Source organism: Candidatus Providencia siddallii (genome assembly GCF_964026685.1).
Lineage (GTDB): Bacteria > Pseudomonadota > Gammaproteobacteria > Enterobacterales > Enterobacteriaceae > Providencia_A > Providencia_A siddallii_A.
Window position 1 is genome coordinate 247330 of the sequence record NZ_OZ034688.1, and the last position, 20825, is coordinate 268154.

The 20825-nt window shown below is 20.5% G+C and carries 15 protein-coding genes and 1 pseudogene; 8 read left to right on the forward strand and 8 right to left on the reverse strand.

All coding sequences use genetic code 4. The annotated features are described in order from the left end of the window. The first annotated feature begins 38 nt into the window (after positions 1-38). Positions 39-998 (forward strand): type I pantothenate kinase, encoded by a 960-nt coding sequence (gene coaA, locus AAGD61_RS01100; protein ID WP_341765197.1) that lies wholly within the window; start codon positions 39-41, stop codon positions 996-998. Here coaA and AAGD61_RS01105 read toward each other — a convergent pair. From AAGD61_RS01105 to purM, 6 genes are all read right to left on the reverse strand, one after another. Next, positions 993-1796, reverse strand: coding sequence for a biotin--[acetyl-CoA-carboxylase] ligase (locus tag AAGD61_RS01105; RefSeq protein ID WP_341765198.1), 804 nt, complete (start codon positions 1794-1796; stop codon positions 993-995). The genes coaA and AAGD61_RS01105 overlap by 6 nt on opposite strands. Positions 1797-1886: 90 nt before the next feature. Next, positions 1887-2921, reverse strand: coding sequence for a UDP-N-acetylmuramate dehydrogenase (gene murB / locus AAGD61_RS01110; protein WP_341765289.1), 1035 nt, complete (start codon positions 2919-2921; stop codon positions 1887-1889). A gap of 186 nt (positions 2922-3107) precedes the next feature. Beyond that, positions 3108-3944 (reverse strand): glutamate racemase, encoded by an 837-nt coding sequence (murI, locus tag AAGD61_RS01115; protein WP_341765290.1) that lies wholly within the window; start codon positions 3942-3944, stop codon positions 3108-3110. Positions 3945-4260: 316 nt separating this feature from the next. Next, the gene (gene fabR / locus AAGD61_RS01120; protein ID WP_341765199.1) at positions 4261-4890 is read right to left on the reverse strand and encodes an HTH-type transcriptional repressor FabR; all 630 of its coding nucleotides are present in this window, start codon (positions 4888-4890) and stop codon (positions 4261-4263) included. Between the two features lie 1099 nt (positions 4891-5989). Next, positions 5990-6622 carry a phosphoribosylglycinamide formyltransferase gene (gene purN, locus AAGD61_RS01125; protein WP_341765200.1) on the reverse strand — a complete coding sequence of 211 codons (633 nt, stop codon included), beginning with the start codon at positions 6620-6622 and terminating at the stop codon, positions 5990-5992. Further along, positions 6622-7665: a phosphoribosylformylglycinamidine cyclo-ligase gene (purM, locus tag AAGD61_RS01130; RefSeq protein WP_341765201.1), complete on the reverse strand. Its 1044-nt coding sequence runs from the start codon at positions 7663-7665 to the stop codon at positions 6622-6624. The genes purN and purM overlap by 1 nt, the downstream gene beginning before the upstream one ends. A gap of 835 nt (positions 7666-8500) precedes the next feature. On the opposite strand from purM, the gene AAGD61_RS01135 reads away from it, so the two are divergent. The 4 genes from AAGD61_RS01135 to purC all read left to right on the forward strand — a co-directional run bounded on the left by AAGD61_RS01135 (position 8501) and on the right by purC (position 12622). After that, positions 8501-9562 carry an AI-2E family transporter gene (locus tag AAGD61_RS01135; protein ID WP_341765202.1) on the forward strand — a complete coding sequence of 354 codons (1062 nt, stop codon included), beginning with the start codon at positions 8501-8503 and terminating at the stop codon, positions 9560-9562. 800 nt (positions 9563-10362) lie between these two features. Then, positions 10363-11247, forward strand: coding sequence for a 4-hydroxy-tetrahydrodipicolinate synthase (dapA, locus tag AAGD61_RS01140; RefSeq protein WP_341765291.1), 885 nt, complete (start codon positions 10363-10365; stop codon positions 11245-11247). Positions 11248-11257: 10 nt separating this feature from the next. After that, complete coding sequence (bamC, locus tag AAGD61_RS01145; protein WP_341765203.1) at positions 11258-11893, forward strand: outer membrane protein assembly factor BamC; 636 nt, start codon at positions 11258-11260, stop codon at positions 11891-11893. A gap of 24 nt (positions 11894-11917) precedes the next feature. Beyond that, a complete protein-coding gene (gene purC / locus AAGD61_RS01150) occupies positions 11918-12622 on the forward strand; it encodes a phosphoribosylaminoimidazolesuccinocarboxamide synthase (protein ID WP_341765204.1) in 705 nt (234 codons plus the stop codon). Positions 12623-12665: 43 nt separating this feature from the next. Here purC and dapE read toward each other — a convergent pair whose 3' ends face one another. Continuing rightward, positions 12666-13796, reverse strand: a complete 1131-nt coding sequence (dapE, locus tag AAGD61_RS01155) for a succinyl-diaminopimelate desuccinylase (RefSeq protein ID WP_341765205.1) — start codon at positions 13794-13796, stop codon at positions 12666-12668. 366 nt (positions 13797-14162) lie between these two features. On the opposite strand from dapE, the pseudogene AAGD61_RS01160 reads away from it, so the two are divergent. Continuing rightward, a pseudogene (locus AAGD61_RS01160) lies at positions 14163-15446 on the forward strand (malic enzyme-like NAD(P)-binding protein); the annotation flags it as partial. 461 nt (positions 15447-15907) lie between these two features. Here the strand turns inward: AAGD61_RS01160 and xseA are convergent. Continuing rightward, positions 15908-17257, reverse strand: a complete 1350-nt coding sequence (xseA, locus tag AAGD61_RS01165) for an exodeoxyribonuclease VII large subunit (RefSeq protein ID WP_341765206.1) — start codon at positions 17255-17257, stop codon at positions 15908-15910. Positions 17258-17394: 137 nt separating this feature from the next. On the opposite strand from xseA, the gene guaB reads away from it, so the two are divergent. Continuing rightward, entirely contained in the window at positions 17395-18858 is a 1464-nt protein-coding gene (guaB, locus tag AAGD61_RS01170; protein WP_341765207.1) for an IMP dehydrogenase, read from the forward strand. 19 nt (positions 18859-18877) lie between these two features. After that, positions 18878-20455: a glutamine-hydrolyzing GMP synthase gene (guaA, locus tag AAGD61_RS01175; protein WP_341765208.1), complete on the forward strand. Its 1578-nt coding sequence runs from the start codon at positions 18878-18880 to the stop codon at positions 20453-20455. Positions 20456-20825 lie beyond the last annotated feature (370 nt).

The window sequence follows — 20825 nt, forward strand, 5'->3', positions numbered from 1 at the left end:
TTATAAATTTTAATTAAAAATTTTAAAATATTTTATTTATGAAAAATAAAGAATATTTTTACGATAGTTTATATTTAGAATTTGATAAAAAACGTTTAACTTCAATGTGTTATTTTATTCATTTTATGTTATCGTATAATGAACTTTTTAAAAAAATAGGTATTAATGAAGAATTATCAATAAATGAAGTTATTGATAATTATTTGCCTTTAGCTTATTTGTTAAATTTTTTTATTAATGATAGTTTTAATCGTAAAAAAATTTTATCTAAATGTTTTGATGTAAATAATTTTAAAGTACCATATCTTATAGGTGTAGCAGGAAGTGTAGCTGTAGGTAAAAGTACAACAGCTAGGTTGTTGCAATCGTTATTAAGTAGTTTTTATAAACATAAAAAGGTTGAGTTGATTACAACTGATGGTTTTTTGCATTCCAATAAGGTATTGTTAAATAGAAAAATTATGAATAAAAAAGGTTTTCCACAATCATATGATATGTGTAAATTAATAAAATTTATTTCTCAAATAAAATCAGGTGTTCGTAATTTAACTATTCCAATTTATTCACATTTAAAATATGATATTATCCCTAATAAAATGCAATTAGTTGATCAACCAGATATATTAATACTTGAAGGATTAAATGTTTTACAAAATAGTATTGATTATCAAGAATGTTCATATCATCGTGTGTTTGTATCAGATTTTATTGATTTTTCAATTTATGTCGATGCAGAACCACAATTGTTAAGAGAATGGTATATAAGTAGGTTTTTGAAATTAAGAAAAAGTGCATTTTTAGATTCTAATTCTTATTTTCATAATTATTCAAAAATAACAGAAAAAGAATCAATAGAAATTGCTGGTTTTATTTGGGATGAAATTAATGGTTTAAATTTAAAAGAAAATATTTTACCAACAAAAAAAAGAGCAAATTTAATAATAAGTAAAGGAAAAAATCATTCTATTCAAAATATTCACTTAAAAAAATTTTTATAAAAGTTTATTTGTGTTAAAAATTTTTCCATTTATGTAAGAATTAATTTTTCCATATGAGTTTTCTAGTAATAATTCACCATAGTTATTTATTCCTCTTTCTATTCCTGAATTAATACTATTATTAGTTAAAATGTTAATATTTTTATTAAAAAATTTATCTAAAATAATCCATCTATTAATAAAAGGTTTTAATCCATTTTTTTCAAAAATAATTATTGATTTTATTATTTCCTGTGTAATATTTGCAATAAGTTCGTTTCTTTCTATATTTTTTATTTTTTCTTTTAAATAAGTCCAATTATTATTAGTAAAATTTTTATTTTTGATATTATTTTTATTTTTTTCAATATTTATTCCAATTCCAATAATTGTATGTAATGAATTATCATTTTTTTTTATTGATTCAATCAAAATACCAGCGAGTTTTTTATTATTTATATATAAATCATTTGGCCATTTTAATTTTATTTTTTTATTTATTTTTTTGTTTAATATTTCAGCTATAACTACTCCAATTGTTAAGCTTAGTCCAATTGTTGTTATAGTATTTTTTAAAAAAAATTTTCAATATATAGAAAAATAAATATTACCAAATGGAGAAAACCATTTATGTCCTCTTCTACCTCTTCCTTCGCTTTGAGTTTCAGCTAAACAAATATCTCCAGATTTTAGTTTTGATAAATTATCTAACATATATTGATTTGTTGAATTAACAGAATTAAGAATAATGATATTTATATTATTTATATATTTCTGTATTTTTTGTTTATTTAATAAATTATTTTGTTGAAGTAACATTTTATCTTATATAATAAATTATTATGATTATTATAAAAATATTTTTTATAAAAAATATTTTTATAATAAAGTTTATATAAAAATAAATATTTATGAAATATATTTCATTGGATTTATTTCACCTTTTTTTCCAATAAATCTTACTTCTGGTTCTAAAAAAATATTAAAACGTGCAATTACTGATTTATTTAAAATTTTAGCTAAATTAATAATATCTTTCCAAGAAGCATTATTTTTATTAATTAAAATTAAAGATTGTTTTATATATACAGCAGCCCCTCCAAATTCAAATCCTTTTAACCCGCATTGATCAATTAACCATGCTGCAGAGATTTTTATCTTGCTGTTAGATTGTATATATTGTGGACAATTAGGATATTTTTGTTTAATTTTTTGAGCTTGTTCTATAGATATAATTGGATTTTTAAAAAAACTACCAGCATTTCCAATCACTGATGGATTTGGTAATTTGTTTTTACGAATTTTACATATTGTTTTAAAAATTTGTTGTGGTGTTACTGTTAATGGATTAAATTTTTTTAAAATATCATATGAAAGTTTAGGTGACCATATTTTTGAAAAAATTAATCCAACTGAAATTATTGCATGTGTTTGTTTGTATCTATATTTAAAAATACTATCACGATATTTAAAATTACATTTGCTTGCTGAAATCCTATTAATTTCTTTTGTTTTTAAAGAAATAATATCTACATATTCACATATATCTTTTAATTCTAGACCATAAGCTCCTATGTTTTGAATTGGAGCAGAACCAACACACCCAGGTATCATAGCTAAATTTTCAGCACCGTAGATTCCTTTTTTTAATAGTTTTATAATAAGTTTATGCCAATTTTCTCCAGAATATACATGTATATGCCAAAATTTATTTGTTTCACTTAATTTTAATCCTTTAATTCTGTTAATGATAACAATACCTTTAAAGTTATCAACAAATAGAACATTACTTCCGTATCCTAGTAATAAAATTGGTAATTGTTTATTTTTTGCATTAATGTATTGTTGATGTAGTGATTGTATATTTCTTGCAATATGTATTGATACAGCATTAGCTTTTATACCAAAGCTATTGAATAATTTAAGTTCAAAAGTCAAATTTATGTACCCTAAATAAATTGTAAACTATTTTATAAATTTATTAATTTAATTGTTTATATTAAGTATATTTTTAGTAAATTAAAAAAATAATTAATATATTAAGTTATTTAAGACTAAATATAATATTGTGTATTGTAAATAAATTACTAATTATAACTTAATATCAAGACAAGAATATTTCAATTTTATTTAATTATTTAATATTAATTGTTTTAATAAGTTAAAACCTTCGTTTTTAAGAACAAATCGTAATTTTTCTGATATTTTTGTTATTGATGAACAGTATGCAAAATTTTCTTCATTAGAATATTTAATTTCTGTTTGATTATTTAATAACCAAATAATTCTATTAGCAACAGCTAAACTTGAATCTATAAATTTTGTTTTTTTTGGAAAAATTTTTTCAAATTCTTTTATCAATAAAGGAAAATGAGTGCATCCTAATATAATTGTGTCAGGTTGTTCTGGTATTATTATTAGTTGTTTTATTGCATTAATTATTTCTTTTGAATTTAATTTTTCTTCGTATATTTTTTTTTCTGCTAATTGAACTAATTTTGTAGAATATAAAGAAATTATTTTGCAATTTATTACAAAACGATTGATTAATTCTGTAGTGTATTTACTTTTTATTGTGTTTTTTGTTGCTAGTAGACATATAATTCCATTACGAGTAAATTTTATTGCAGGTTTTATAGCTGGTACTACACCTACAATTGGAAAATGAAAAACAGCTCTTAATTTAGTCAAACCAATTGTACTTACAGTATTACAAGCAATAATTACGATAGTTAATAAATGTTTTAGAGATATATATTTTATGATTTTAAAAACTCTATTTAGAATAAATAATTCATTTTTTTCTCCATAAGGAAAAGCTTCATTATCAAATGCATATATAAAATGTGCATTTGGTATTTTTTTTTTAATTTCGCGATATATTGTTAAACCACCGACTCCAGAATCAAATATAAGAATTGTTGGTCTTGTTTTTAAAACATTTTTTGTTATTTTTTTGAAAAATATTTTTTTTTTGGAATATTAAACACTATAATTATCTCATAATTTATCTTATTAATATTTTAATTATAAGTATTTTAAATTTTAAAATTTTTGTATTATACTATTGTTTTATTTAAAATCAAATAATATTTTTTTAAGAAATAATTAATTGTAATTTTGTAAAAAAATATAATATAAGAGGTTATCTTTTGTTAATTATATATTTATATTTTATATATTTTTAAAAAAATATTTTGTTTTATAATTATTAAATTATTATTTAAAATATTTAAAATAATTATAAAATAATATATATTATTTTTTTTAATAAATAAATTAATTAAATTTTATTTGATTTTATTTTGTATAAATAAAAAGCTCCTATTGATATCATTTTTAATTGTGAAATCAATCGTTTTTTTAAATCACGATATTTTTTTTTATCTATATCAAGCGCTTCAGCTCCTGCACTGAATACGATTGTTACCATAAGTTCAGCTTGTAATTCAGTATATTTACGTGGTAATTTTATCTTTATTTCTATATATTCTGATAATTCTGTTACAACATATTGTATTTCTTTTGCAACAGCATTACGAAATTCAATTGAAGTACCTGAACGTTCACGTAGTAATAATCTAAAAGCGTTTGGATTATTGTTTATAAATTCTATAAAAGTTGATACTGATGTATTTATAACACTCTTTCCTTTTTTGATTCGTTGTTGTGCTTGTCTCATTAATCGTCGTAACATTAATCCGCTTTCATATACCATTGTAAGACCAAGTTCATTTATATTTTTAAAATGACGATAAAATGAAGTTGGTGCAATACCTGCTTCTCTTGATATTTCTCGTAAACTTAAATTAGTAAAACTACGCTCTGCACTTAATTGATTAAATGCCGCTTTAATAAGTGATCGTCTAGTTTTTTCTTTTTGTATTGCTCTAATACTATGAATATTATTCACGATTTTTTGATTTTATATAAGAAATAATTTTATTTATATATTTTTAAGTATATTATAAATAATATAATACTGTTATTATAATATTTAATTTTAATTTTTTTTATTAAAATAGAATAAAAAATAATTTATTGTATTTATTTTAAAAATAAATGTTTTATAAAATAAATTATTATTTTAATATATAAAGTTATTTTTTAATTTAAAATATTTTATTGAAATTTTATAATTATTTATAGTTTTAATTAATTTTTTTTATATTTAAGCTAGATATAAAAAATTTTTATGGATAATTATTTTTAATAATATATTTTTATACTAAATGTTATTTAATATTTTATTTCTTAAATAATTATTTTTTATTATATGTTTTTTATTTATATATAAAATATTATTTTAGTATAATAAATATATTATAATTTATTAAAATGTTTGTTTTTGTTATATTAAATTATATTTTTTTTAAAATATTTTAAAAAATAATTATTTTATTGTTTAATAATTAATTAAAAAAAATTTAGATTTTTTGATAAAAAAATCAATTGTAAATTTATATAATAGAAAATATATTTTTTATTATATCTATAATATTTTTAATAAATATAATAGTTAATAAATAATTTAGTATTTTATTAAAAAATATTTTAAAAAAAATCAAAAAAATATATTAAAAATTAAGTTTTAGTAATTATTTAAATATTAAATAAAGATTAAATCTTTTTGAAAAAATTAATTAATAAAATTATTATAAATATAATAAAATAGTTTTTATCTAAAAAATTTTAATATATTAAATTATTTAATATATTTATATCGATTATGAGTAAATATAATATTGATTTAAATTATATATTATATATAAGTATATATTTTATGTTTTATTAAGTTACATTGTTGTTAAAAACATTATTATTAAAGTTATTCTTTATAATAAGTTTTTATTTAATTTTATGATATTTATATTTAGAACATAAATTCTTTTTAAAATTTTTTTATTGTTTGTTTATTTTATTATTATAAAAAATAGTATAAATCGCGTTGTTTGTATTTTATATATATTTATATATATAATTTTATATAAATAATTATATTGATGTTTAAATTATTTTAAACCTTTTATAGATAAAACATGTCCGTCTAATATAGCTTTATTATTTTTCATAATTAAACGTCCTGAAATAAACCATTTAACTACTAACGGATAAATATTTTTTTCTTGTATTTTAATTCGTTTTATTAAGGTATCTTTAGTATCTTTTTTTGAAATTGTAATTTTTGATTGTAAAATAATTGGACCATTATCTAATATTTCTGTTACAAAATGAACAGTTGTTCCATGTTCTTTTTCGTTATTATTTATTACTTTATTGTGTGTATTTAAACCAGGATATTTAGGTAATAAAGAAGGATGAATATTTAAAATTTTTCCTTTAAAAAAATTTATAAAATCAAGTGATAATATATGCATAAAACCAGCAAGAACTATTAATTCTGGATTTAAATACTTTGTTATTTTTAATAATTTTTTATCATAAGAATTACGATTAATAAAATTTTTTTTATCAATGTAAAATGTTGGAATTTTAGCTTTTTTTGCTCGAAAAAGTCCGTAAGCATATTTTTTATTACTGATCACAGCAATTATGTTAGCTTTGATTAATCCATTTTTACAATTATTAATTAATGATTGTAAAATTTCCCCATTACCTGAAATAAAAACAATTATTTTTTTCATTATATTATGACAACTGTTTTTTGATCTTTATTTGTTATTTTATTAATTGTTCCTATATGCCATGCTTTTTCACCTAAACTAGTTAATAATTTTATTGCAATGTTTACTTCATTGTTTGGTAATATAATAATAATGCCAATGCCACAATTAAAAACACGATACATTTCATGTGTTGAGATATTACCTTTTTTTTGTATCCAATTAAATATAGTAGGTTTTTCCCAACTAGAACTGTTTATAATAGCTTGTGTATTTTTTGGTAAAATGCGAGAAATATTTTCAAATAACCCACCGCCTGTAATATGTGCAATACCATGAATGTTATTTTTTTTTATTAATTTAAGTATATTTTTTACATAAATTTTTGTTGGTGTTAATAAGTGATCTATTAATAATTTATTTTCGATTTTTATTTTTTTTGGATTTATTTTATTATTATTTAAAATTTTTCTTACTAATGAAAATCCATTTGAATGAAGTCCGTTTGAACCTAATGCAATTAATGAATCATTTATTTTTATTGTTGAACCATCAATAATTTTTGAACGTTCAGCTATACCTACGCAAAATCCAGCTAAATCATAATCATTGCAATGATATATACCTGGCATTTCTGCTGTTTCCCCACCAATTAGTGAACAATTAGATTGTTTACAACCTTCAATAATACTAGAAATAATTGTAGTAGCAATTTTAATATTTAATTTATTTGTAGCATAATAATCTAAAAAAAATAATGGCTCTGCATTATTAACGATTAAATCGTTAACACACATAGCAACTAAATCAATACCAATATAATTATGTTGTTTAAAATCGATTGCAAGACGTAATTTTGTTCCTACCCCGTCAGTAGTAGAAACTAAAATTGGATTGCGATATTTTTTTGGTAAAGAACATAATGCGCTAAACCCTCCTATTTTTCCTATAATTTCTGGACGATTTGTTTTTTTTGCTATTTTTGAAATATGTTTTATTAAAATATTCCCAGTATCAATATTAACACCAGCTTTTTTATAATTAAGAGAAATTTTATTAGACACTATAGTCTCCATTAATAATATATTTAAAAATAAAAATGATTTTAATTAAAATATTTTTATTTTTAAATATATTTATATTGATGATTATTTTAAATAAATTTGAGTTTATATATTATTTTAATGTTAATTAACTATAAAATATATTTTATATTATGCAACAATAAATATATGTTATTTATTTATTTTTTATTAATAGATGTATTTACTATTGCTTTAATTATTTACAAATGAATCTAAGTATAAAAATTGAATTTATTATAAAATAATATAAATTGATATTATTAAAAAAAATAAAAATAATACTATTATGTTAAATTTAATATTGTTTTTTAAAAATTTAATTTAATTTTATTTTATATTGAATTTGATTTTAATAAAAAATAAATTAGTACTTATAAATTAATTACTTAAAATATTTTATAATTATACTATTATATAAATAGTATTAAAAAATATAATTATATTTTTTTAAAAAAATTTTTATGATAAAAAGATTTTATCTTTTTATTAATAATTTTATAATTATTAATTATTTTAAAATAATATATTTATAATATATAATCATATGTAATATAAATTGTATATATTATATAAAAAGTAGTTTTTACTATATGTTTTTAAAAAATAAAAATTTTAACTTTAATTTATATTTTTTATAAAAAATTTATGTATTAAATAAATGTATTTTTCATATAATAAATGACATTTAAAAGATAAAATGTAATTTAAATATTAAAAAATACATATATAGTTTTTGATTAAAAATATTTTTTTAAGAAATTGTAATTTATTAAAAATTAAAATTCATTTGTAATTAAAATTTTGGAGTTTTAAAATGTTTGAATTATTAAAAAAATTGTATTATAAGAATTTTTCTAATCCACATATAATTGTACTTTTTATATCATTAATAATTTTTTTTATTATAATTTTCTTTTTTAATGAAATATTAACTCCATTATTAATTTCAATTATGTTAGCTTTTTTACTTGAATTACCAATTCAATTATTTGAACGTTTAGGTTTTTCTAGAATATTTTCGATTAGTGTTATTTTAATTTTATTTATTGGAATTAGTGCTATAGCAATTTTAATAATTGTACCAACTGTTTGGCAACAATGGGTAAAATTTATTAAAGATTTGCCTAATATGATTAATTATTCTAGTGAATTTATTCAAAACTTGTTGAAAAAATATCCTATTTTAGTAAATATTGGTATTATTGATATAATAATAAATAATTTTTGTAATCGTTTATCATTAATAGCAAATTCAGTTTTTACAGCATCTGTATCATCGTTAATTAGTATTTTTTATTTATGTGTTTATTTAGTTTTAGTGCCATTGATGACTTTTTTTTTATTAAAAGATAAAGAATATATTAAAAATAGATGTTTAAAATTATTATCGAAAAATCGATTTTTACTTAAAAAAGTATTAATTAAAATGAATCAGTATATAATAAATTATTTACGAGGAAGATTTATTGAAATAGTTTTTGTAGGTTTATTAACTTATATATGTTTTGCATATTTTAAATTAAGTTATGCAGTATTATTGTCTGTATTTGTATCTATATCTGTATTATTTCCTTATATTGGAACAATTATATCAATCATTCCAGTTGTTATTGTTGCATTATTTCAATATGGTATAACGAATGAATTTTGGTTATTAATGATTATTTATTTAATTATTCAAATTATTGATAGTAATATTATAATTCCATTGTTATTTTCTAATGCTGTTGATCTTCATCCTTTAATTATTATTTTATCTATTATTATTTTTGGTAGTTTATTTGGATTTTGTGGAGTGTTTTTTGCAATTCCATTGGCTGCTTTAATTAAAGTTGTTATTAATGTTTTGTATAGCGAAAAATTAACTGAATTTTAATATTATTATAAGATAATATATTGTTTTTTAACAAAAATTGTTATTTTTGATTTTACATATGATAATAAAAATATTATTATATTATTAATTTAAGATTATTAAATATTTGTTTAATTTTAATTATTTTATTTATTAAAAACTAATTTTATTTATTTTATTATATGATGTTTTTTAATAATTTGTTTTATATAATAAAATAAATTATTAATAAATTTTATTTTGTAATAATTCATTTTTTAATATTTTTTTAAGAAAATTAGTAATTTTTTGTTTTTTATATATATTAACATTTAATTTTTTAATATTTTAAATTTTTAATAAAATTATTTTATTATATAATTAAGGTATTTAAATAAAATAAGTTTATTTAGTTGATTTAAGATAAAATAAATTAATGTATAATAGTTTTTAACCATAAAAATTTTTTGATTATTATTTTGATTAAATAGACTAAATTTAAATTTTAAATTATTAATTTTTAAATATATTTATAATATTATTATTAATAATTTTATATTTTTATATAAAAAAGATAAAAATAATAAAATGTTTTTTAAAATATATGTATTATTTAATTTTATTATAATTTTGTTATATATTTATTTGTGATTGAACATAGTTAAGTATTTGTTATTAATATATAATATTATACGTAAGAATTTTTTTATATAATTTTTTTGAAATGATTATATAATAATAACATTTTTATATAAAAAATATATTTTAGTTAAAATTTTAAATATTAATTATTATTGAGGTATTATTTAGTGAATAATAAAAACATATTTTTTAAAAAAAAATTAACTGGAAGTATCGTTGCTTTAATAACTCCTATGGATTTAAAAGGAAATATTGACAAAATTAGTTTGAAAAAGTTAGTTAATTTTCATATAAAAAGTAAAACTACTGCAATAGTAGTTGTTGGAACTACTGGGGAATCTGCTACATTAAGACACGATGAATATATTGATATAATAAAAATGACTATTGATTTTGCAGATGAACGTATTCCAATTATTGCTGGTATTTCTGTTAGTTCAACTTCAAAAGCGATTTTTTTATCTAGAAAAATTGAAAATAGTGGAGTTATTGCTTCTTTAAGTCTTACTCCTTTTTATAACAAACCTTCTCAAGATGGTTTGTATCAGCATTTTAAAATTATTTCAGAAAATACAAGTTTATCTCAGATTCTTTATAATGTACCATCTCGTACTGGTTGTGATTTATTACCAGAAACAGTTGCTAGTTTATCAAAAATAGATAATATTATTGGAATAAAAGAAGCTACAGGTGATTTATCTAGAGTTTATCAAATAAAAGAGATGGTTAATGATAATTTTGTATTATTTAGTGGTGATGATTTAACAGCATTGAGTTTTATGCAATTAGGTGGTGATGGTGTTATTTCTGTTACTTCAAATATTGCAGCAGCTCAAATGGTAAAAATGTGTAATTTAGCGCTTATTGGTAAATTTGATGATGCTTATTTGTTAAATAAAAAATTAATGTCATTACATATGAAATTATTTATAGAACCAAATCCTGCTCCTATAAAATGGGCATGTTATCGCACTGGTTTAATTTTATCTGATTTTGTTAGATTACCTATAATGCAATTAATGGAATCAAATAAAAAAATAATTGAAGAATCATTAAATATTGCCGGGATATTTTTAAAAAAATAATTTTGATAATATGAATATCAGTAAATATATTTTTATTTTGTTTTTTTTATTAATAATATGTTGTTCAAAAAAACAAATAAAACATAGTTTTAATGGTAGTGATGAATATCTTAATACAAGTCCATTGAAAAAATTAATAATACCTAATGGTATAAAATTACCAAAAAAAAATAAAGAGTTAGAAATTTTTGATATATCTTCAAATGAAATGGTTGGTAAAGAACTTGATATCGCCCCACCTGTTACTGCAATTTCATTATTTGAAGATTCTAGAATTGAAAACATTGGTAATTTAATTAATTTATTTCTTAATAAAAATATAGAAAACCAAAAGTTATATTTAGAAATTTTAACAGTTTTAAAGCAAAAAAAAATTCCAATATTAATTAATAATAGTAAAGATTGTTTTATTGAAACAAATTGGATAGAATGGAATATTTCAAAAAAAAATATGTTAGTTAAAACTCGTCATAGACTTAAAATTAAATCTAATTTAGATAATATTATTCTTGTTGTTGAGATTTTAGATGTAAGTAATATTATTAATAGTTACAAAATAAAAGAATACAATATTATTTTTTTTAATGAATTAATAAATAACGTTTATATGTTACGCAATATTAAAAAAAACATTTATAATAGATAAAATTATAAAATAATGGTATTTTTTATGAAAAAATGTGTTGAATTATATAAAGGAAAATCAAAAACAATATATACTACAGATAACCCTGATTTATTAATTTTAAGATTTCGTGATGAAATAACAGCGTTTGATGGTAAACGTATTGAAAAATTTTTTAATAAAGGTTACATAAATAATAATATTAATTATTTTCTTATGAATGAATTAAGTAAATTTAGTATTTTTACACAAATAGAAAAAATATTATCTAAAAATGAAGTTTTAGTGAAAAAGTTAAAAATGATACCTATTGAATTTGTAATTAGAAATAGAGCTGCAGGATCTATAGTAAAACGTTTAGATATAATAGAAGGAAAAATTTTTAATCCACCATTATTTGAATTATTTTTAAAGAATGATTCCAAGCATGATCCAATGATTAATGAATCATATTGTAAAACTTTTAATTTAGTTAGTAAAAAAAATTTAGTTAATATTTATAAGATTAGTAAAAAAATAAATAATATTCTTACTGAAATTTTTAATTCAGTTGGACTTATTTTAGTTGATTTTAAACTTGAGTTTGGTTTATATAAAAAACAATTAACACTTGGAGATGAAATTTCTCCTGATAGCAGTCGTTTATGGGATCAAAAAACATTAAATAAAATGGATAAAGATCGTTTTCGACAATCTTTAGGAAATGTAATTGAAACATATCATGAAGTATTTAGACGTATATGTAAATAATATATTTATATATATTTATTAAAATTAATATTTTATATTTATATTATATCAAAAGTAATTCTATAATTCTTTCATATATAAGTGATAATTTTTTTAAATCTTTAATATTTATACATTCGTTTATAGCGTGAATAGTTGAATTTATTGGTCCTAATTCAATTATATTATTACATAATTTTGATATAAATCTCCCGTCTGATGTTCCTCCATCAGTTGATAGGTTTGGTGTTATTCCGGTTAATTCTTGTACAGATTGTATTGCAGTTGTAATTAATTTACTTTTTTTTGATAAGAAAGGTTTTCCTGATAAAACCCATTCAATTTTATAATTAAAGTTATAAATAGATAACATTTTAGTTATTGTTTTACGTATGATAACATCATTTAATTGTGTATTAAATCGAAAATTGAATTGTATGAATAATTCTCCTGGAATTACATTATCAGCTATACTATTAGAATAAATATTTGTAATTTGCATGTTTGTTGCTTGAAAATAATTATTTCCATTATCCCAAACAGTTGTAATTAATTTTTGTAAAAAATTAATTGAATTATGGATTGGATTTTTTGCAAGATCAGGATAAGCTACATGACCTTGTATGCCAAAAATAGTAAGTTTTGCTGTAATAGACCCGCGTCGTCCATTTTTAATTGTATCACCTAATTTATTTTTGCTAGACGGTTCACCAATAATACAATAGTTTATTTTTTCTTTGTTGTTTAATAAATTTTCAATTATTTTTATAGTCCCATTTGTTGCTTTTCCTTCTTCATCTGAAGTTATAATAAATGCTAATCGTCCATGATGTTTAGGTTTTTTTTTTATAAAACGTTCTACAGCAATTATCATTGCTGCAATAGAACCTTTCATATCTGTTGATCCTCGTCCATATAAATATTCGTTAATAATTATAGGTGTAAATGGTGGCGTTTTCCAATTTTTAATTTTTCCAGCTGGAACTACATCAGTATGCCCTGCAAAAGCTAATGTTTTTCCTTTTTGTCCATGGATAGCCCAAAAATTTGATGTTTTATTTTGTGATATATTTTTTATAATAAAACCAATTTTTTTTAAACGTTTTATTAATATTTTTTGGCAATTTTTATCGTTTGGACTTATTGATTCTTGTGAAATAAGTTCTTTTGTTAATTGAATAATTGGACAACACATTTGTTTTTTATTATTAGTAATTTTAATAAATCTTTGAATATTTATAAAAAATTGATAAAAATATTTTTTTTAATAACAATTAAATACTATATTGTATAGTTTTTTAATTTTTAACAAAATAAATAAAATTTAATTTTATTGAATATTATATTTTATAAACATAAAATAGTATTATTATATTTATAATTATATGTAGTATATAGTATTTTTTTATTTTTTATATTTAGTATAAAATAAAATTAATAAAGTAATTTTAAAAATAAAATATTTTATACTATTTATAGTGTATATTATGTTTAATATCTATAAAACATTAAATTCTATGATAGTTAAAATATGTATTTTAAAATTTGAAAGGATTAAATAATGGATAAAAGTTTTAGACGGAATGCACTCTATTATCATGAATTTCCTTATCCTGGAAAAATAAATGTAACATTTTCTAAACAATTAAAAACACAAAATGATTTATCATTAGCATATTCTCCAGGGGTAGCAATTCCTTGCCTTGAGATCGTAAAAAATCCATTAAAAGTATATAATTATACTTCAAAAGGAAATCTTATTGGTGTGATTTCTAATGGTACAGCTATTCTTGGATTAGGTAATATTGGACCTTTAGCTGGAAAACCTGTTATGGAAGGAAAATCGGTACTTTTTAAAAAATTTTCTAATATTGATGTTTTTGATATTGAAATTAATGAATCAAATCCAGATAAATTAATTGATATCATCGTATCTTTAGAACCTACTTTTGGAGGTATAAATCTTGAAGATATAAAAGCTCCTGAATGTTTTTATATAGAAAAAAAACTTTGTGAACGAATGAAGATACCTGTATTTCACGATGATCAACATGGAACAGCGATTGTTTGTGCTGCAGCTGTAATTAATTGGTTACGTATTGTAAAAATAAAAATAACTGAAGTACGATTGGTAGTTTCTGGAGCTGGCGCTGCATCTATTGCTTGTATTAATTTACTTGTTAAATTAGGATTAAAACATAAAAACATTATTGTTTGCGATTCAAAAGGAGTTATATATAAAAATAGAGATAAAGATATGGATATTACTAAAAAAAATTATGCAATTAATGATAATGGTATGCGTAGTTTATCTGATGTTATTCCTAATGCAAATATTTTTTTAGGTTGCTCTGTTCCTAATATATTAACTGAAACAATGGTTAAAACTATGGCTAATAATCCTTTAATATTAGCTTTAGCAAACCCAGAACCAGAAATTTTACCATTTTTAGTTAAAAAAGTAAGACCAGATGCTATTATTTGTACAGGTCGTTCAGATTATCCTAATCAAGTAAATAATGTTTTGTGTTTTCCATATATTTTTCGAGGCGCACTTGATGTTGGTGCTACAATTATTAATGAAGAAATGAAATTAGCATGTGTATATGCTATTGCAGATTTAGCATTATCTAAAAAAAATGAAAAAGTTGCTTCAATTTATGGAGATAAAAATTTAGTTTTTGGACCTAATTATTTAATTCCTAAACCATTTGATCCGCGATTGATTTTAAAGATTTCACCAGCTGTTGCTAAAGCGGCTATAAACTCTGGAGTGTCAACACGTCCTATTAATGATTTTTATTCTTATAAAATCAAATTAAATCAATTTTTATTTAAAACGAATTTTTCATAAAATCAATAAAATAAGATAGTATTAAATATATTGTTACAAATATTTATTTTGTTTTAAAAAAATATTTATTAATTAGTTAATATTAAAAAATATATAAATAATTATATCATATAATATTTATTTGAGATATTTTTTATAAAAAAATATTGTTTTTATTTTTTTTTTTTTTTTTTTTTTTTTTTTTAAAAAATTTATAAAATAAACATAATTTTTATAAAGAAGATTTTTAAGATAAAGTAGTATTAATGAATTTTATAAAGATAATTTTATTAATATATAAAAAAATTTTTTTAAACAATATAAAAATTTGTTTTTTTTAGTTTTTTATATAAAATTATTTAAGTCATGTATTTAATTAAGTTTTAAATATAAAATAGTTTTTTTAAGATGTAATTTTTTAAAAAAAATAATTATTTTTTTGTTAAAATTTAAATATAAAGCAATGATTAATTTTAAATTTTGTTTTTTATACGAAAAATTTTGCTTTCGACCCAACCATCACTAAGTCTTGTTAATAATGTCATTCCTAATTTTACTTGTTTTATTTTTTTTAAAATTGTACCATCTAAAGTTTGAGATATACTGAAACCTCTTGAAATAGTTAATAATGGACTTACTGTTTCTAATTTAGAATATATTGAAATAAATCTTTTATTATAATCATTTAAAAAAGTAATTATTAAATTTTGTATATGATATTTAGTTGATATTAAATTTTGTTGGTGTTTTTGTATTTTAGTTTGTAAATTATTTTGTAATAGATTATATTCATTTTTTTTAAAATTTAAAATAATAAGTTGTAATAGTTTTATTATGATTTGAATTAATTTTTGTTTTAATAAATTTAATTTATTTTTTTGTTTTATTAAGTTTAATTCTGGATGTTGTTGTTTTAAACGATGATAAAAAAAAGCAAATATACGTTGTTTATTTGATAAATAGTAATCCATAGCTATTTCAATATGTTGTTTAGATGATTTAAGTTGACGTATCATTTCAGATTGATCACGACTTACTAATTCTGCAGCAGCTGACGGAGTTGGAGCACGTATATCAGCTACATAGTCTGAAATTGTTACGTCAGTTTCATGTCCAACAGCGCTTATAATTGGTATTTTACTATTGAAAATAGCTCTCGCCACAATCTCTTCGTTAAATGCCCATAAATCTTCTAATGTACCACCACCTCTACCAATTATAATCACATCACATTCTTTTCTTAAATTCGCAATTTCTATCATATGAGAAATTTGATTAGCTGCATTATCTCCTTGTACCTGAGTTGGATAAATTATAATAGGTAAAGATGGATCACGTCTTTGTAAAATTTTTAAAATATCTTGTATAGCAGCACCTGTTGGTGAAGTTATTATCCCGATACTATTTGTTGGTGTAGGTAAGTGTTTTTTATGTATAATTTCAAAAAGTCCTTCTAACATAAGAGTTTGTTTTAATTGTTCAAATTTTTGTTGTAATAATCCTTCACCTGAAGGTTTCATATATTCAATAATTAATTGATAATCACCACGTGGTTCATATATTGTAAGAATAGCTTTAACTAATATTTGACTTCCATTTTGAGGACGAAATTGAAGTTTTAAATTTTGATTACGAAACATTGCCGCTCGTATTTGAGAACGATCATCTTTTAATGTTAAATACCAATGACCAGAACTTGGTTGAGAAAAATTAGAAACTTCAGCTGTAAGCCAAATTTGTCCAATTTGATTTTCAAGTAATTTTCTAGCATTTTTATTAATATTGCTAACAGAATAAATAATGTTGTTTTGTTTAATTGACATAATTAGTAATTTAAATTAGAAGTGTTAAATTAATTTGTAAGTTAAAAAAATGCTAGAAATAATATGTTATTATATATATAATATAAAATATTTAAATTTGTTATTTTATTTAATATATTTAATGAAAAATATTAATTATGTTACGAATAAAAAAAGATGCTTTAACATTTGATGATGTGTTAATTGTTCCAGCATATTCAACAGTATTACCAAATTCAGTTAAATTGTCAACTAAATTAACTGAAACAATTTGTATAAATATTCCTATAATTTCTGCTGCTATGGATACTGTTACAGAATCTAATCTTGCTATTGCTTTAGCTCAAGAAGGTGGAATTGGTTTTATACATAAAAATATGTCTATTAAACATCAAGTTGAAGAAGTTCGTCGTGTCAAAAAATACGAAAGTGGAATAGTAATAAATCCTGTAACAGTCAGTGTTGATACAACGATACGTAATGTAAAAGAATTGATTAATCGTAATGGTTTTGCAGGTTATCCTGTTGTTTCAAAAGAAAATTTATTAATTGGTATTATTACTAGTCGTGATATACGTTTTGTAACAGATCTTGATCAATCAGTTGCTTCAGTTATGACACCAAAAGAATTATTATTAACAGTAAAAGAAGGAGAAGCTCGTGAAGTTGTTCTACAAAAAATGCATGAAAAACGTGTTGAAAAAGCTTTGGTTATTAATGATAATTTTCGTTTGTTAGGTATGATTACTATAAAAGATTTTCAAAAAGCAGAACAAAAACCAAATGCATGTAAAGATTCGCAAGGTCGTTTAAGGGTTGGAGCTGCTATTGGTGTAGGAGAAGAAAGCGAAAGACGTGCTGATGCTTTAATTTCAGTTGGTGTAGATGTATTACTTATTGATTCCTCTCATGGTCATTCTAATAATGTATTAAAATGTATTAGAAAAATTCGAAAAAAATACCCAAAATTATCTATAATTGGTGGAAACATAGTAACCGCTGAAGGAGCAAAAGCTTTAATTGATTCTGGTGTAAATGCTGTAAAAGTCGGCATTGGACCTGGTTCAATTTGTACAACTCGTATAGTAACTGGTGTTGGTGTTCCGCAAATTACTGCTATTTCAGATGTTTCTGATGCTCTTAATGATACTGGAATTCCAGTTATAGCTGATGGAGGTATTCGTTTTTCAGGAGATATTTCTAAAGCTATAGTTGCAGGAGCTAATTGTGTTATGGTTGGCTCTATGTTTGCAGGAGCTGAAGAATCTCCAGGAGAAACTATATTATTAAAAGGTCGAGCTTATAAAGAGTATCGTGGTATGGGTTCATTAGGTGCTATGTCTAATGGTTCTTCTGAACGTTATTTTCAAAATAACAATTCGATAGATAAGTTAGTTCCAGAAGGTATAGAAGGTCGTGTTGCTTATAAAGGTTTTTTAAAAGAAATAGTTTATCAACAAATGGGTGGTTTACGGTCTTGTATGGGACTTACAGGTTGTAGTACTATTGAAGAATTAAGGACTAAAGCTGAATTTATAAAAATAAGTAATGCTAGTATAAAAGAAAGTCATGTTCATGATATTACTATTGTAAAAGAACCTCCAAATTATCATTTAAATTAAAATATGCAAATATAAATTTATGACAAAAAATATTTATGCAAGCCGTATACTTATTCTTGATTTTGGTTCACAATATACTCAAATAATAGTTCGTCGTATTAGAGAAATTGGTGTTTATTGTGAATCTTTAAAATGGAATATTACAGAAAAAGAAATTAATGATTTTTCACCAAATGGTATTATTCTTTCTGGTGGACCAGAAAGTGTAACTGAATTAAATAGTTCAAGAGTTTCTAATTATATTTTTAATATTGGAATACCAATATTGGGGATATGTTATGGAATGCAAATTATGGCGGTTCAATTAGGTGGAGTCGTAGAAATTTCAAATAAGCGTGAATTTGGTTATGCTAATGTAGAAATTATTGAAAATTGTGAATTATTTGATAACATTTCAGATGGAATAAATAAAAATGGAAATTATATTTTGGATGTATGGATGAGTCATGGGGATAAAATAATAAAATTACCTATTGATTTTAAAAAAGTTGCTAGTACAACAAATTGTTTATATGCTGTTATTGCTAATGATAAAAAAAAATTTTATGGTGTGCAATTTCATCCTGAAGTAACTCATACTTCTAAAGGTGTTAATATTTTAGCTCGTTTTGTTAAAAAAATTTGTAAGTGTAATTTATGTTGGACAACAACAACAATTGTTGATGATATAATTAATGATTTAAGAAATAAAATAAAAAATGATTATGTTTTATTGGCATTTTCAGGTGGTATTGATTCTTCTGTTACTGCGTTATTATTACATCATGCAATTGGTGATAAATTGTTTTGTGTTTTTGTAGATAATGGTTTACTTCGTTTAAATGAAGCAAAAGAAACAATAGATTTTTTTTCAAAAAAATTCGGGTTGAATATTATTAAAATTCAAGCAGAAGATCGTTTTTTAAATGCATTAATTGGTATTACAGATCCTGAAGAAAAACGAAAAAAAATTGGTAATATTTTTATTGAAATATTTAATGAAGAATCAATTAAGTATCCTAATATTAAATGGTTAGCACAAGGTACTATTTATTCTGATGTTATTGAATCTGGGTTTTCTTCTATTAAAAAAACTCATACAATAAAATCTCATCATAATGTTGGTGGTTTACCAAAAAAAATAAAATTAAGTTTGATTGAACCATTAAAAACTCTTTTTAAAGATGAGGTATATAAAATTGCTATAAAATTAGGTTTATCTAATAATGTATTATATAAACATCCGTTCCCAGGACCAGGTTTAGGAATTAGAATATTAGGTGAAATAAAAAAAGAATATTGTGATATTTTACGTAGAGCTGATTCAATTTTTATTGAAGAATTATATAAATCAAATTTATATAATAAAGTAAGTCAAGCTTTTGCTGTTTTTTTACCAATTTGTTCAGTTGCTGTTATGGGTGATACTCGTAAATATGATTGGGTTATTTCTTTACGTGCCGTTAAAACTATTGATTTTATGACGGCTCATTGGTATCAATTACCATATAATTTATTAAATAAAGTTTCAAATAGAATTATTAATGAAGTAACTGGAATTTCTCGTGTAGTTTATGATATTAGTGGAAAACCTCCTAGTACAATTGAGTGGGAATAGTTATAAAATATAAATTAAAAGATAGTATTTAATTTGTTTAATTAATATTATATTAATTTTTACAATTGTAAAAATTAATGCAGTAATTAAAAATTACTTTATTATTAATAATATTAAAAATTTTTATATATTTAAGTTTATATTTAATGATTTTATATTTTTTAATAATAATTTTTCTTATAAAATATTTTTGTATATTTTTTTAAAAAAAAATAAAATTTATGTTTACATATTTTAAAATATGTGTTACTACTTAAAAGTAAGTATTTTTACTGATCATAGTAATATTTAAAATAATTAATGAGGATTTTATATTATGCTTTTTATATTAATTTTATTACTTATTTAATTATGATTAATATAGTAATAT